Here is a 14,327-nt window from a genome sequence, read left to right on the forward strand (position 1 = left end):
CACTATTGCTATCAACAATCAATATTCTTCGCACAGTAGACTAGACTCGCTTAATAATAAATACCTATTTTAGCGTAGCCTAAAATCGCAATGGGTCACAATTTGTACCGCATTTTTTATTAGCTTTTTAGCTAATTAACTGTCTAAACGCTTACCTAAAATAGTAAGGCTATAGGCTTTATCATCCATGATCGCAATCTCGGGAAGCTCTCCCCAGACCTTGTAATCAAAGCGATTAAACAGTTTTATACTTGGTAGGTTATGACTAAAGATAAAAGCTAATAACACCTTGATATCAAGTGTTTTTGCATGCTGTTCTGAAAATGTAAGCAATTGTTTACCAAGTCCCTTCCCTTGAGCTTGCTGGGTGATGTAAATGCTAATTTCAACGGTACCATCGTAGGCTGGGCGACCATAAAACGACTTATAACTCAGCCAAGCAAGCACTTTACCTTGTTGCTCAAAAACAAAAATAGGTCTTTTTTCTGTATGGCTATCAAACCAAGCTTGTTTGTCTGCAACCGACACCTCTTCAGTATCTGCGGTTACCATACGGCCAGGGATGGTCTCGTTATAAATAGCGACTATGTCAGTTAAATCGTTTTGTATTGCTTTGCGAATCGTCATAAATAGCTGAAATTAAATGATCACTTTGCTGCATATTAACGTATATTCATCACAAATAACTAGCGGGAAATAACTATGTATAAATATGCTTTGTTACTTGCAGCAGGTCTAATAACAACCAACCTTGCAGCACAAACTACTGAGGCTACGCCAACTGCTAAAGCAAGCAGCCAATGTGATGACTTTACCAATGTTACAATGAGAAAGTTACGTTCAAAAGAGTCAATTAACTTCTGCGAATTCAAAGACAAACCACTCCTAATAGTCAATACCGCTAGTAATTGTGGTTTTACCGGCCAGTTTGAAGGCTTAGAGGCTATTCATAAAGAATATAAAGACCAAGGCTTAGTAGTACTAGGATTTCCATCAGATGACTTTTTCCAAGAAGAAGACGATGAAAAAGACACTGCAAAAGTATGTTTCATTAATTATGGCGTAACCTTTAATATGCTTGCTACCAGTGCCGTTCGCGGTAGCGATGCAAACCCGATATTCAAGCACCTAAACGAAGCAACCAGCTCACCTAACTGGAACTTTTACAAATATTTAGTGTCTGCTGACCGTAAGACAGTACAGCGCTTTAATAGTAAAACTAAGCCACAATCGCAAACTTTACGCGATGCAATTGAAGCTGAGCTGACTGCAAAATAAATTTAATTTTTCGTTCGGTAAATATTGAACTAAACTAGTAATTTAATACTAAAACACACATTAGGAGATGTTATGGCAGTAGCCAGTGCAAGACACATTCTCGTAGACAGTGAAGCTCACTGTTTAGATTTAAAACAGCAAATTGAGCAAGGAGCTGACTTTGCAGAGCTTGCTCGTGCTCACTCTAATTGCCCATCTGGTCAAGATGGCGGTGCATTAGGTGAGTTTGGCCCTGGCATGATGGTTCCAGAGTTCGACAAAGTCGTATTCTCTGCACCAATTAACCAAGTTCAAGGCCCAGTGCAAACCCAGTTTGGTTATCATCTTTTAGAAGTAACAAGCCGTACTGACTAATTAACAAATTGATTTCAAAAAGCCGCTTCACAGCGGCTTTTTTTTGCAAAGGACACCATCATGCAATTACTAGGCTCTACTACCTCACCTTTTGTGCGCCGTATTCGGATTTGGGCGACACTTAATAACCTACCTATTGATTTTGTTAATTTGGATATTTTCTCTGAGCAAGACAGACAAACCATGATTGCTCATAACCCTGCCAGAAAAATTCCTGTATTAATCGACCATGATTTTACCTTATGTGATTCCAACTCAATTATCCGCTACTTGCTCGAGAAAGCTGATCAGCCGTTACTTAGCTGGCAGCAAGAGAACTACTTAACCATTATCAATGCCTGCAATGATTCACTGGTAGAAATTTTACTTAGTCAGCGTTCAGGGTTTGATACCAACAGCGACAAACTATTTTTTAATTTACAGAATGAGCGAATTGTTGAAACATTAGCCTATTTAAATACTCATTTATCGGAGCCAGTATTTAAAAGCTGTGAATACCTCAACATCAGTTTATACTGCTTGCTAGATTGGATCCGCTTCCGCGAATTAACTGATTTTAGCCAACTAGAAAACTTAGTTGATTTTTATCATAAATTCGCCGATAAAGCGGCGGTACAACAAACAGATCCACGAATATAAAGATAAGGGTTACGCAAATGAGCGATATCGAAATTGAATCAGAATTAGTTAGCTTTGTAGAAAAAGTTCGTTTGAACGAATCTATGTGGGCACTGGGTGCCGAAGATGGTGGTTTTGTTGTCTGTGAATCAAACCAATTTAGCGACACTGATGTGTTATTACTTTGGGGTACTGAAGACGCTGCAAAAGCGCAATGTAAAGATGAGTGGCAAGACTATACCCCTGTTGAAATTGGCCTAGACGAATTTCTTGATGAGTGGGTTGAAGACCTTAACGAAGATGATGCGCTTGTTGGTTTAAACTGGAACGATGATCAAGTATGCGTTGAAATCGAACCGGTTGGTTTAGCTAAAGCTCTTTGCGATTAATCGCAATCCTTAAGCTTATAACGACACGGCCGTATTTATGGCAGTGTCGTTTAGCTGGAAACTTGATACTTATATTGATTTTAACAATAGAACCACTATTACTTGCAATCAATGCCTTGCCTAAATCGCTTTTAATTCCAACTGAAGCTCGCATCTTGAGGTGGTTTGGGTATATCAGTTATACTCTTCGACACATCTTTATTATCAAGGTATTAGGTTGAAGTCCCATCTTGGTCGTAGGCCCTTTTCGGCCATGGAATTACATACCCTGTATAATGGTTACATTTATGGTGATCAGCGTTTAGCACGTGAACAAGCTAAGCATTGGCACTTTTGGCTGCCTTTATTTGCCTATTACACCGGTGCCTACAGCGATGAAATTGGCCATTTAACCCTTGATAATATTGTCACCCTTGATGGAATTCGCTGCTTTGATTTTCATACACATGGCAAGATAAAACCCCGCTATGTCCCTATCCACAATGCATTACTCGATGCAGGACTTGACCAATACTTAGGCTATTTAAATGAGCAAAATCAGCAACGACTGATGTTTGATTTACCCGCTAAATCAGGTCGCTATAGCGAAAAAGTACGTATTTGGTTTTCGGGTGAAGGTGAACGCGCTGGTTATTTACAAAAGTGCGCTATTCCTACAGTTGATCAGCAAGGTATGAAAACCGCGATAAGCAGTTTACGGCTCAACTTTGAACAACAAGTGCGAATTCATGCACTGCAAGCCAACTGCAAAGACGCCTTTAACTACTTGCTTGGTTTTAAAGATTTCAACGAGCAGCGCTTTACTGATATGCAGTTATTAAATACCGTGCTGCAAAACATACGACAAATAAACCCGCAACTGCATTGGCAGCGTTTCATTGAACGCCATAATTAACTGACAAACTTTGTTACTAACTATTTATTACTGTTCAAATTAAAACCTGATAGCATGGTGATTCGCCCCTCATAGCAGGTGCCTTTCTAACAACAAAAAATCAGGGATACTTATGTTCTTAAAAAGCCTATTAACGGTGAGTGTTGCACTTGCTGTTAGCTCTGCCCATGCCAATGAATATGTTATCGAAAAGCTTGCCAAGCCTAGCTCACAACAAGTAGAACTTACGCTTGATCCTGCCAAAGACAATTTTTCTGGTCATACCGAAATTGCTTTAGAGGTTCTAAAAGCAACGAATTATATCGAATTAAACGGTATTGATTATGCAGTTAGCATGGCGAAAATTTTAGGTGCAGAAAACTGTGACCTAAGTGCTGAAATGCTAAAAACAGGCAAAGTCAAATTCGCTTGCGAAGAAAAAATCCAACCAGGAAAATACACTTTAAAAGTTGATTTTACCGCACCTTATAATCGTCAAAGTGTTGGTTTATATAAAACTTTAGATCAAGGTACACCTTATCTTTTCACGCAATTTGAAATGAGCGATGCGCGTCGTGCATTCCCGGTTTTTGACGAGCCAAGTTATAAAATACCTTTTCAGCTAACTATCACAGCGCCAACATCACAAAAAGTGTATGCCAATACACCGGTTTTAAAAACCAAAGTAGACGGCGATATGACAACGCACTTTTTCGACAAAACGCCACCTATTCCTTCGTACTTAGTCGCTATGGCTGTGGGTCCGTTTGAAGAGCTTGAAATTAAAGGCATGCCAATCCCTGGCCGTGTACTGACTCCGCAAGGTAAAATTCACCTTGCTGATTACGCAAAAGAAAATATGCCGCGTGTGTTAAAAGCGCTAGAAGATTATTTTGGCATTCCTTACGTATACAAAAAGCTAGACTCAGTGGCAGTACCAGAGTTCCCATTTGGCGCAATGGAAAACGCAGGCCTAGTGACTTACCGTGAAGACATTTTACTAGTAGACCTAGCAACAGCAACGCGCAGCAAAAAAGAGCGTAATGTATCAATCATTGCCCATGAGTTAGCTCACCAGTGGTACGGTAACCTAGTGACTATGAAGTGGTGGAATGATTTATGGTTAAACGAAGCATTCGCAAGTTGGATGGCAGCGAAAATCACTGCACAAATCAACCCTGAATTTGAGTCGCACTTAGACTTACCACAAAACCATGTAATGGCACTGGATGCGCGTTTAAGTACTAAACCTATTCGTAAGCCAATCAAAACTGAAGCTGATATCATGGATGGCCTTGGCCTTGCCTACAGTAAAGGGAGTGCGGTTTTATCTATGGTTGAAAACTGGATTGGCGAAGAGGCATTCCAGCAAGGTATTCGTGCTTACTTGAAGAAATTCTCGTATAAAAATGCAGAAGCTGCTGATCTATGGCAAGCACTAGGCGAAGCGTCTAATAAAGATGTAGCAAGTGTTCTTAAATCGTTTATCGAACAGTCATCTTTCCCACTTATCAAAGTAACGCAAGATGGTAAGAAAATTAATATCAGCCAAAGCCGCTTTGTAAATGCTGGCGTTGATGCACCAGCACAACTTTGGAATGTTCCGGTTGCAATTAAGTATGGTGCGGGCGACAAAGTTAAAACCGCAAATGTACTGCTGAATAAAGAAACACAGCAACTGACTCTCGACTTTGAACCTGAGTGGATCTACCCAGATCAAGGTGCCATGGGTTATTACCGCTGGGTATTAGATGATGCTCAGTTTAATGCCCTACTAGAGAACGCAGCTGACAAGCTAACGGTGCGTGAACGCTTAGCGCTACTTTCTGCGGTTGATTCATTACTTGATGCAGGCGTTATATCTGCGGCTCACTTAATGCAAACTTTAGAAGCCTTTGTGAGTGATGCTCACCCATTAGTAGCAAACACAGCATTAGGTTACCTTGCTTCTCAAAAACGCGTATTCGAAGACGACAGCAACCGTGACTTATGGCCTAAGTTTATCCGTAACAGCATTGCACCAGCTGCTAAACAATATGGTTTAACAGCAAAAGCAGGTGAAGATGCAGCGGTATCGCAATTGCGTGCGCAAGTTATTGCCCGTTTAGGTTTTGATGGTCAAGACCAAAAAGTCATTGATACTGCAAAAGCACAAGCGGCACTGTACTTAAACAACCCTGAAAATGTTGACCCATATTTAGCCTCAACTTACTTAAACCTTGCGGCTTACCATGGCGATGCGAAGTTACTTGAAAAGTACAAACACACCTTTAAAACCACCAAAGATCCACAAGTGCGTACTAAGATGTTGGCAGCGATGGGTTACTTTGGTAAACCTGAGTTACAAAAAGCGGTTCTAGAATACAGCTTAACAGATAACGTAACAGCCTCTGATATGCGTACCTTACTAGGTGGGTTAGGCTACGGTAAAGAGCGTGAAGCACTGTTTATTGAGTGGATTTACAACAATTACGATGCCATCACTAAGAACTTACCGCCGTTCTTTGTTCCAAACTTACCGTTCTTCACGACGGCAAGCTGTGATGCGAAAAGCCTAGAGAAAACCAAAACCTTCTTCAACGATAAAATCACTGAAGTACCAGGTTATGCACGTTCTCTTAGTAAGCTTGAAGAAAGCATTAATGATTGTATTGCTCTGAAAAACCGTGAGTTAAACTCGGTGAATAGCTTCCTTAAGCGCTAATTAAAGCAAATGCAAAAAGGGCCACAATGTGGCCCTTTTTTATTGCGCTAAAATAGCAGTTAACTTAGTTATAAATTGCTCAGCAGCGTCAGGTGAGGTGACTTTAAATGCAATACCATAATGAATGGGCTGTGCACTTTTATGAATGCGAGTTGGAAAGCGGGTCATTTCACTACTGTGAAAGTAGTCTTTGATACGCGTAATGCCCTCTATTGACTCGAAATCAGCACTGAATACTTCAAATATAGGTCTAATAACAATTTTTGCTTGGCCACTTTGCTCATGAACATAAAATGCCTCTTTTGAGCTAGCTGGCATAAATTCGTTAATATTTTTAATCTTAAAATTACTGCGGCAGCCCGCTTTAACCAGCTGTACACTCACTTGCTCGGCAGAAAAAGACAAAGGCGTTCCTTACATATAACGGGATAGTTTAGCCACAGTACAGCAATCAAGCAAAAACCGTTACTCATTTATTACATACAAATGCCAGTTTGCTCTGCTTGTAATTTAAACGCGAGATTGAGCCTTCACAAAAGCGTCTTAAATCAAGCCACTGTGATACCACTTCAGGCTCTGTCAAACTGCGCTTATGAACTCGGTTATTAACCGCATAGGCTACAGTGTCTTTGTCAATTAAAGCAAAGTCTTGCACCGACTCCGGTAATCTAAATAAATCACTAACTTCCTCAGTTTGCGGCGCAAAGCGTGCAACCCAATGTTGGTTGTTTTTGTTATAACTAAACAAGTAACTGTTTGTGTGTTTATCAAAAATTAAAGTTCGGCCAATATCACCGGCAATGACACGCGGTTTAGCAGCTGCAACACGAGTGTATTGCAATGTATGCGGCTCACCTAAGATAAACATGATCAGGTCTTCATCAGCGCCCCAAGCGTGGTAGCCAACCGGCTCAATCCATTCAAAAACTCGGCTAGCAACAGATTCTTCTGCTAATGGATACTGCCATAACTTTTGCTTGCCATCTGCTTCGACCACGATTGCCGACAAGGCTTGCTGATTTGGCATCAGCGTAGGCGAGTATTCACTGACAGGCGTGTTGGTGATATTCACGCTGCTCTTAGATGTAAAGTCATAAAACGCAATATCGGTTTGTGACTGGCCATTTTCGTCAACAACCTCATGGGTATAGTAAAGCCCTGCATCAACTAAAAATGGTTGATTATTATAAGCTTTATCATCTGTTACTCGCGACACCTGCATACCATATGGGGTGTCTAACTCGGCAAGTAATATTTCGCTTTTAGGCATCGCTGCATGTAAGTGACTGGTAAAAAATGTCCCTGCTGCGACGAAAAGTAAAGACGAAATCGATTTCATGTTGTTCTCTCGTTTTAATTTTTATCAGCCCATGATAGCGTTAATTAATCCGCCAGTCACTTGACCTTACCATGCTCGACCTTTATAACTAGGACGTGTTCGTTTTTTATCAGTTTCTACTGATTGATTTTATGCACGATAATACCAATCGAGCTAAGTAACTGACCATTTAACACGCTAGAATGGTTAACAATTTAAGCCGACTGGTATCAACAATAACGAGAATAATTATGTCAGCTAAACACCCTATCATCGCTATTACCGGTTCATCTGGGGCGGGGACTACCACAACCACCAATGCAATTAAGCACATTTTTAGAAGCTTAAGCATTGATGCAGCCTTCATCGAAGGCGATAGCTTTCATCGTTATACACGTCCAGAAATGGATAAAAAAGTCCGTGAAGCACAGCAAGAAGGCAAGCATATTAGCTACTTTGGCCGAGAAGCTAACGATTTTGGCGCCCTTGAGGAGCTTTTTTATCAATATGGCGAAACCGGGCAAGGTAAAATCAGACGCTACTTACATACTTTCGACGAAGCGGTCCCTTATAACCAATTACCGGGAACATTTACCCCTTGGCAAGACTTAGAATCAAATACAGATATCTTATTCTATGAAGGTCTACATGGTGGTGCTGTCGATGAGAATCATGATGTTGCTAAGCATGTCGATTTATTGATTGGCATGGTGCCTATTATTAACCTTGAGTGGATCCAAAAGCTTATTCGCGACACCTCTGAACGAGGCCACTCTCGTGAAGCGGTAATGGGCTCTATTGTGCGCTCGATGGACGATTACATAAATCATATTACTCCGCAATTTTCGCGTACTCATATTAACTTCCAGCGAGTGCCAACGGTTGATACCTCAAACCCATTCAGCGCAAAAGATATTCCTTCTTTAGACGAAAGCTTTGTTGTTATTCGCTTTCGTGGCATAGATGACGTAGATTTTCCGTACTATTTGAGCATGATTGAAGGCAGCTTTATGTCTCGTATCAATACCCTTGTGGTGCCTGGAGGCAAAATGGGCTTAGCAATGGAGCTTGTGCTAACGCCGTTGATCAAAGATATTATTTTGAAAAAACGCGCCCTTGAAAATTTAGCCCCGGTTGACTTGCCGATTTAACTCACTCGGGTACACTGCTGACTCTGGTGAAAACAATGGAGTCGTCGGCTTGAAACAAACTTTACGTGTTATTGTTGGTTCAAAGAACCCCGTTAAAATTAACGCGGCTAAACATGTCTTTAGTCTTTATTTCCCAAATCATACCATTGAATGCAAAGGTGAAGATGCACCTTCTGGTGTGCCTGATCAGCCGCTAGGCGAAGATGAAACCCGTATCGGCGCTGAAAATCGTGTTAAGTATTGTCAAGATCACTTTGACGCCGACTTTTATGCAGCAATGGAAGGCGGCGCAGAACAATTTAGTTATGGCGCTGCAACCTTTGCCTTTGTAGTGATTGCAAACAAGCAGCAATTTAGCGTTGGTCGCAGTAGCAACCTACCGTTACCGCAACCTTTTTACGATGCCTTGCTAGCTGGTAAAGAACTAGGTGATGTCATGGATGAGGCATTCAATACCGTTAATATCAAACAACAAGGTGGTGCTATTGGCTTATTAACCAATCATCTTGCCACGCGCGAAAGTACTTATGTACAAGCGCTGACATTGGCCATGGCGCCATTTTCACACCCTACCCTATTTAATCAGTAATTAGGATAACCATGAAGTATAGCCACGTATTATTCGATGCAGATGAAACACTATTTAGTTTTAATGCATTCGAAGGTTTAAAAGTGATGTTTGCACATTACGGCGTAGAATTTACTGAGTCAGATTATCATCATTACCAAGCAACCAATAAGCCGCTTTGGGTTGCTTATCAAAAGCATGAAATTACCGCCAGCGAGCTACAGATAACTCGCTTTACAGAATGGGCTAATAGACTCGATGTGCCAGCAAAAGAACTTAACGATGGCTTCTTGGATGCTATGGCCTCTATTTGTGTGCCATTACCTGGTGCAGTTGACTTGCTTACAAAGTTAAAACCACACGCCAAGCTAGGCATTATTACCAATGGGTTTGCTAAGTTACAACAAAAACGCCTAGAGCACACCGGTTTACAGGATATGTTCGATTGGCTGGTTATTTCAGAGTTAGTCGGTAAAGCAAAACCTGCCCCAGAGATTTTTCAACATACATTTCAATTAATGGGGAATCCGCCAAAAGAGCAGATTTTAATGGTAGGCGATACAGCTGCCAGTGATATTTTAGGTGGTCACAATGTAGGTATCGACACGTGTTGGTTACAACACCCTGGGGTTGAGTTACCAGAGGACATTAAACCAACTTATCAGATCAATCAGTTGGTTGAGCTTGAAGCTATTCTAGGGTTATAAATCTTGATAATAGTTTGGCAAAAAAAATGACGCTTAAAGCGTCATTTTTTATAACTGTAATATGCTTGCGATTAAGCTGTCGCTACTTCTAGGCCTGGTGCTGGCATAGTCACTGGGGTATCGAATGTTGCCCATTCCCATGCTGACTCAGTCGCCATAATTTTACGAAGTAGTTTATTGTTTAAATCATGGCCTGATTTATAAGCCGTGATTTTACCTAGAATGTTGTGGCCAGTCATAAACATATCGCCCACACAGTCTAAGATCTTGTGTTTAACAAACTCATCGCTGTAACGTAATCCGTTTGGATTAAGTACTTTAAACTCATCCAATACAACTGCGTTATCCATGCTACCACCTAATGCTAGGTTGTTAGCGTGCATATACTCGATATCTTTCATAAAGCCGAAAGTACGTGCGCGGCTGATTTCTTCAGTGAAGCTTTGTGCCGTGATATCTAAACCGATACGTTGGCGGCTTTCATTGATTGCTGGATGATCAAACGCAATTTCAAAATCGATGTGGAAACCATCGTATGGTTCGATCTCAGCCCATTTATCGCCTTCTTCAATACGTACTTTTTCTTTAATACGAATAAAGCGCTTAGCTGCATTTACTTCTTTAATGCCGCCTTTTTGTAACAAATAGATGAATGGTAATGCACTACCATCCATAATTGGTACTTCTGAGCTGTCTAATTCAACAATTAGATTATCAATACCCATTGCCGCTACCGCCGCAATAAGGTGCTCAGTCGTTGATAAGCGAACGCCATCTTTGTTTGTTAAACAGGTACACAGTTGCGTATCACCAACGGCTTCTGGTGTTGTTTCAAAATCAACAACCGGATCAAGGTCTACGCGACGAAATACTATCCCAGTATTTGCGCTCGCAGGTCGGAGAGTAATAGTGACCTTCTCACCTTTATGAAGTCCAATTCCTATGGCTTTGACTACTTCTGCAATCGTACGCTGTTTAATCATAGGTTCGCTCACTTATAGTTACAGTTAGACGGCGAATTGTATCATAAATACATCCAGCTGCCAATTTGTTTATTTATCGAACAAAATAACCAGTAAAAGTCTATTTAGTCAGCTTGCTTTCTAAGAAAAGCAGGGATATCGAAATAATCTCCCCCTTCTGACTTATCAGATTTTTTGCTGCTCTCAGTGCTGCTAGATACTGAGCTGCTCGTTGTACTTTGTTGTACTGGCTCTTGCTTTTCAGACGCAGATGACATGCTTACATCATCGCTGCTACCTTGACTTGCAAAGCTTGGTACATACATGCTGCTAGTTGTTTGGTTCATTGAGCTTTGTACATCAGAACCTGATGCTTTCTTAAAGCCATTATCAACAATACCAAACTGTGGACGACGATCGCCGCCTAAACCTGTTGCAACAACCGTTACACGTAACTCGTCGCTCATTTCAGGGTCAATTACCGCACCCACAACAACTGTTGCGTTTTCTGACGCAAGTGCTTTAACGTGGTTACCAACAATTTCAAATTCTTCAATCGCAATATCCATACCTGCAGTGATATTAACTAGGATACCTTTAGCACCTGTTAAATCGACATCTTCAAGTAGTGGGCTTGAGATAGCCGCTTCTGCTGCTTCTTGCGCACGGTCAGGACCAGACGCAGATGCTGTGCCCATCATCGCAGTACCCATCGCTGACATTACAGTACGTACGTCGGCGAAATCCACGTTGATTAGACCAGAACGTGTGATTAGCTCTGCAATACCTTGTACCGCACCGAATAACACGTCATTCGCTTTTGCGAAGGCATCTAATAGTGTAGTGCCTTTGCCTAAAACTTTAAGCAATTTATTGTTCGGAATTGTAATAAGTGAGTCTACAGTTTCTGACAATTCATTAATGCCTTGTTCAGCAGCTGCAGCACGCTTTTTACCTTCAAAGTCAAACGGGCGCGTTACAACAGCAACCGTTAAAATGCCTAACTCTTTAGCAATTTTAGCAACCACTGGCGCAGCACCTGTACCAGTACCACCGCCCATACCAGCTGCGATGAACACCATGTCAGCGCCTTCAAGGCTGGCACGGATAGTCTCAGCGTCTTCTTCAGCAGAGTTACGACCCACTTCAGGGTTAGCACCCGCACCTAGACCAGAGGTGATTTGTGTACCTAGCTGTACAGTTACATCTGCTGATGAATTACGTAATGCTTGTGCATCCGTATTCGCAGCAATGAAACGTACGCCTTCAATTTGTTGTTTTACCATGTGCTCAACAGCGTTACCGCCGCCACCGCCCACGCCAATTACTTTAATGACAGCTTCTTCGCTGTGCTGTTCCATCATATCAAACATGTTTACTCTCCGACTTGAGTCTTAAAACTCACCTTGGAACCACTTAGTAATACGGTTCCACCAATTATTATCACCTTCAGCTTTCGACTTTTGTGCATTCATCGATTGCATTGTACGGCCGTATTGTAACAAACCAACCGCGGTCGCGTACGAAGGATCATCTACATAATCTGTCAAACCAACAATCCCGATTGGTTTGCCAATTCTGACTGGCATTTGGAAAATGTCTTCTGCCACTTCCATTGCACCTGTCATTTTTGCTGTTCCGCCAGTAATGACGAGACCTGCAGCAATTTGGTCTTCAAAACCTGAGCGGCGTATTTCTTCCATCGCCAACTCGAATAATTCTCTAAAACGTGGCTCAACAACCTCAGCTAAAGTATGGCGCGACATAATACGCGCAGGTCGGCCACCAACACTCGGTACTTCAATTGTGTCTTCGTTGCTTGCCATTTGGCTACTCGCACACGCATATTGTACTTTGAGTGACTCAGCATGTGATATAGGTGTTCTAAATATTTTTGCAATATCACCAGTCACTTGGTTACCCGCCACAGGAATAACCGCTGAATGACGAAGCGCACCATTAATATAAATGGTGATATCCATGGTGCCACCACCGATATCTAACACGGCTACACCGAGCTCTTTTTCGTCATCTGTGAGTACTGAATAACATGATGCCAGTGCAGTGAAGATCAACTGATCCACTTCAAGGCCACAACGCTCAACACATTTCTCGATATTCTTTGCCATATCGTTTGAGCAAGTAATGATGTGCGCGCGAGCTTCCATACGCACACCGCTCATGCCAAGTGGGTTTTTAATCCCCTCTTGCATATCGATGCTGTATTCTTGTGGCAATGCATGTAGCATTTTTCGTTCTGCCGAAATAGGCACTGAACGAGCAATGTGAATGACATTTTCAATATCTTCGTCAGTCACTTCCGTGTTATTAATTGCCACGACACCGCTTTCATTTTGGCACTGGATATGTTTTCCAGAAATACCTAAATAAACAGAGCTAATACGACAATCAGCCATCAACTCAGCTTCATCTATAGCTCGACGAATCGATTCAGAAACAAGGTTAAGGTCGTTAACGCCGCCTTTATCCATACCATGCGATACTTGGCTGCCAACACCCACAATGCTTAGTTTGTTATCTGCGGTGATTTCACCAACGGTGGCCACAACTTTCGATGTGCCAACGTCTAATCCAATCACTAGGTTTCTTTCTGCTGACTTGGTCATGCCTTACTCTTATTTTCTAATTGTTCTTCTTGCACTGGCTTCCAGCTCACTGCAAGACCGGTATCATACCGTAAATCAACAACATCGATTTGTGCATCTGCACGTTGTTCCATGCGCGGATACACGTCAATAAAACGCTGTACACGCTTTGCTTTTTCTTTGCGGCCTAAGTTCAGGCGAATGCCGTTATCAAGCCATAACTGCCACGAAAAGCGCTCAGAAAGCGCTAAACTGGTCAGCTCTAAGTTATTCACTTTGAGCATTTCTTGAAATTGACTAAAAGCAGTCCACGCCTCGATTTCACTGCCTTCTGGGCCATATAGCTGTGGCAAGCTTGTAGGCAATTTATCACTACTTGCTTGGAACACTTCGCCAGCTTGGTTTAACAGTAAGTCACTGTTCCAATGCGCTACAGCTTGATGCTCAACAACGTATACTTGCAAGGTATCTGGCCATTGCTTTCTGACCGATGCCGTTGCCACCCAAGGCAAGCCTTGTACTAAGCGTTGCACATGTTTTACGTCTAATTCAAAAAAACTCGATAAGTCGGCCTTTTTTATTGCACCAATAATTGCTTTCTCATCAGTATATTGGGGTTGCCCAAGTACTGATAAGTGCTTTATTTGTGCGTCTTTGTTCTCTACCAACCAATCTGAGACGCCTGTAGTGATTTTTACTAATGCAAAAATCACTACTAGAAAAAAGCTCACACCAAAAATCAACGACCAATTTAGCTGCTGTTTTAATTGTTGCGCTTTTTCTAAAAAAGGATGCATA

At 41.7% G+C, this 14,327-nt stretch carries 16 protein-coding genes; 9 read left to right on the plus strand and 7 right to left on the minus strand.

Going from position 1 to position 14,327, the window contains the following annotated elements; genetic code table 11:
* Positions 1-135 precede the first annotated feature (135 nt).
* A complete protein-coding gene (locus AOG26_RS02315) occupies positions 136-627 on the minus strand; it encodes a GNAT family N-acetyltransferase (protein ID WP_054561035.1) in 492 nt (163 codons plus the stop codon).
* 75 nt (positions 628-702) lie between these two features.
* Here AOG26_RS02315 and AOG26_RS02320 point away from each other — a divergent pair, with 75 nt between their 5' ends.
* From AOG26_RS02320 to AOG26_RS02345, 6 genes are all read left to right on the plus strand, one after another.
* Complete coding sequence (locus tag AOG26_RS02320; protein ID WP_054561036.1) at positions 703-1,278, plus strand: glutathione peroxidase; 576 nt, start codon at positions 703-705, stop codon at positions 1,276-1,278.
* A 72-nt stretch (positions 1,279-1,350) separates the two neighbouring features.
* Positions 1,351-1,632 carry a peptidylprolyl isomerase gene (locus AOG26_RS02325; protein ID WP_054552716.1) on the plus strand — a complete coding sequence of 94 codons (282 nt, stop codon included), beginning with the start codon at positions 1,351-1,353 and terminating at the stop codon, positions 1,630-1,632.
* A gap of 60 nt (positions 1,633-1,692) precedes the next feature.
* Positions 1,693-2,271, plus strand: coding sequence for a glutathione S-transferase family protein (locus AOG26_RS02330; RefSeq protein ID WP_054561037.1), 579 nt, complete (start codon positions 1,693-1,695; stop codon positions 2,269-2,271).
* Positions 2,272-2,288: 17 nt separating this feature from the next.
* A complete protein-coding gene (locus tag AOG26_RS02335; RefSeq protein WP_054552718.1) occupies positions 2,289-2,639 on the plus strand; it encodes a DUF2750 domain-containing protein in 351 nt (116 codons plus the stop codon).
* Positions 2,640-2,856: 217 nt separating this feature from the next.
* On the plus strand, positions 2,857-3,534 hold the full coding sequence (locus tag AOG26_RS02340; protein ID WP_054561038.1) for a hypothetical protein: 678 nt from the start codon (positions 2,857-2,859) through the stop codon (positions 3,532-3,534).
* A 112-nt stretch (positions 3,535-3,646) separates the two neighbouring features.
* Complete coding sequence (locus AOG26_RS02345; protein WP_054561039.1) at positions 3,647-6,217, plus strand: M1 family metallopeptidase; 2,571 nt, start codon at positions 3,647-3,649, stop codon at positions 6,215-6,217.
* Positions 6,218-6,256: 39 nt separating this feature from the next.
* Here the strand turns inward: AOG26_RS02345 and AOG26_RS02350 are convergent, their stop codons facing one another.
* Positions 6,257-6,622: a hypothetical protein gene (locus tag AOG26_RS02350; RefSeq protein WP_054561040.1), complete on the minus strand. Its 366-nt coding sequence runs from the start codon at positions 6,620-6,622 to the stop codon at positions 6,257-6,259.
* Positions 6,623-6,686: 64 nt separating this feature from the next.
* Positions 6,687-7,556 (minus strand): hypothetical protein, encoded by an 870-nt coding sequence (locus AOG26_RS02355; RefSeq protein WP_054561041.1) that lies wholly within the window; start codon positions 7,554-7,556, stop codon positions 6,687-6,689.
* Positions 7,557-7,786: 230 nt separating this feature from the next.
* On the opposite strand from AOG26_RS02355, the gene AOG26_RS02360 reads away from it, so the two are divergent.
* From AOG26_RS02360 to yjjG, 3 genes are read left to right on the plus strand one after another with little or no spacing between them, the layout of a single operon-like run.
* Positions 7,787-8,686 carry a phosphoribulokinase gene (locus AOG26_RS02360; RefSeq protein WP_054561042.1) on the plus strand — a complete coding sequence of 300 codons (900 nt, stop codon included), beginning with the start codon at positions 7,787-7,789 and terminating at the stop codon, positions 8,684-8,686.
* Between the two features lie 49 nt (positions 8,687-8,735).
* Positions 8,736-9,275 carry an inosine/xanthosine triphosphatase gene (gene yjjX, locus AOG26_RS02365; RefSeq protein WP_054561043.1) on the plus strand — a complete coding sequence of 180 codons (540 nt, stop codon included), beginning with the start codon at positions 8,736-8,738 and terminating at the stop codon, positions 9,273-9,275.
* A gap of 11 nt (positions 9,276-9,286) precedes the next feature.
* Positions 9,287-9,961, plus strand: coding sequence for a pyrimidine 5'-nucleotidase (gene yjjG / locus AOG26_RS02370; protein ID WP_054561044.1), 675 nt, complete (start codon positions 9,287-9,289; stop codon positions 9,959-9,961).
* A 71-nt stretch (positions 9,962-10,032) separates the two neighbouring features.
* Here yjjG and lpxC read toward each other — a convergent pair whose 3' ends face one another.
* The 4 genes from lpxC to AOG26_RS02390 form a co-directional block, all read right to left on the minus strand.
* The gene (gene lpxC, locus AOG26_RS02375; RefSeq protein WP_036971181.1) at positions 10,033-10,944 is read right to left on the minus strand and encodes a UDP-3-O-acyl-N-acetylglucosamine deacetylase; all 912 of its coding nucleotides are present in this window, start codon (positions 10,942-10,944) and stop codon (positions 10,033-10,035) included.
* 104 nt (positions 10,945-11,048) lie between these two features.
* Entirely contained in the window at positions 11,049-12,296 is a 1,248-nt protein-coding gene (ftsZ, locus tag AOG26_RS02380; RefSeq protein ID WP_054561045.1) for a cell division protein FtsZ, read from the minus strand.
* A gap of 21 nt (positions 12,297-12,317) precedes the next feature.
* A complete protein-coding gene (ftsA, locus tag AOG26_RS02385; RefSeq protein ID WP_054552726.1) occupies positions 12,318-13,550 on the minus strand; it encodes a cell division protein FtsA in 1,233 nt (410 codons plus the stop codon).
* Positions 13,547-14,326 (minus strand): cell division protein FtsQ/DivIB, encoded by a 780-nt coding sequence (locus tag AOG26_RS02390; protein ID WP_054561046.1) that lies wholly within the window; start codon positions 14,324-14,326, stop codon positions 13,547-13,549. Before AOG26_RS02390 ends, ftsA begins: the two co-directional genes overlap by 4 nt.
* Between the last annotated feature and the right edge of the window lies 1 nt (position 14,327).

The sequence above is a fragment of the Pseudoalteromonas sp. UCD-33C genome, assembly GCF_001306895.1.
Classification (GTDB): Bacteria; Pseudomonadota; Gammaproteobacteria; order Enterobacterales; family Alteromonadaceae; genus Pseudoalteromonas.

Coding starts and splice junctions, on each gene's coding strand:
- AOG26_RS02315 (WP_054561035.1), bottom strand. CDS start 627: ATGACGATTCGCAAAGCAATACAAAACGATTTAACTGACATAGTCGCT.
- AOG26_RS02320 (WP_054561036.1), top strand. CDS start 703: ATGTATAAATATGCTTTGTTACTTGCAGCAGGTCTAATAACAACCAAC.
- AOG26_RS02325 (WP_054552716.1), top strand. CDS start 1,351: ATGGCAGTAGCCAGTGCAAGACACATTCTCGTAGACAGTGAAGCTCAC.
- AOG26_RS02330 (WP_054561037.1), top strand. CDS start 1,693: ATGCAATTACTAGGCTCTACTACCTCACCTTTTGTGCGCCGTATTCGG.
- AOG26_RS02335 (WP_054552718.1), top strand. CDS start 2,289: ATGAGCGATATCGAAATTGAATCAGAATTAGTTAGCTTTGTAGAAAAA.
- AOG26_RS02345 (WP_054561039.1), top strand. CDS start 3,647: ATGTTCTTAAAAAGCCTATTAACGGTGAGTGTTGCACTTGCTGTTAGC.
- AOG26_RS02355 (WP_054561041.1), bottom strand. CDS start 7,556: ATGAAATCGATTTCGTCTTTACTTTTCGTCGCAGCAGGGACATTTTTT.
- AOG26_RS02360 (WP_054561042.1), top strand. CDS start 7,787: ATGTCAGCTAAACACCCTATCATCGCTATTACCGGTTCATCTGGGGCG.
- yjjG (WP_054561044.1), top strand. CDS start 9,287: ATGAAGTATAGCCACGTATTATTCGATGCAGATGAAACACTATTTAGT.
- lpxC (WP_036971181.1), bottom strand. CDS start 10,944: ATGATTAAACAGCGTACGATTGCAGAAGTAGTCAAAGCCATAGGAATT.
- ftsZ (WP_054561045.1), bottom strand. CDS start 12,296: ATGTTTGATATGATGGAACAGCACAGCGAAGAAGCTGTCATTAAAGTA.
- ftsA (WP_054552726.1), bottom strand. CDS start 13,550: ATGACCAAGTCAGCAGAAAGAAACCTAGTGATTGGATTAGACGTTGGC.
- AOG26_RS02390 (WP_054561046.1), bottom strand. CDS start 14,326: ATGCATCCTTTTTTAGAAAAAGCGCAACAATTAAAACAGCAGCTAAAT.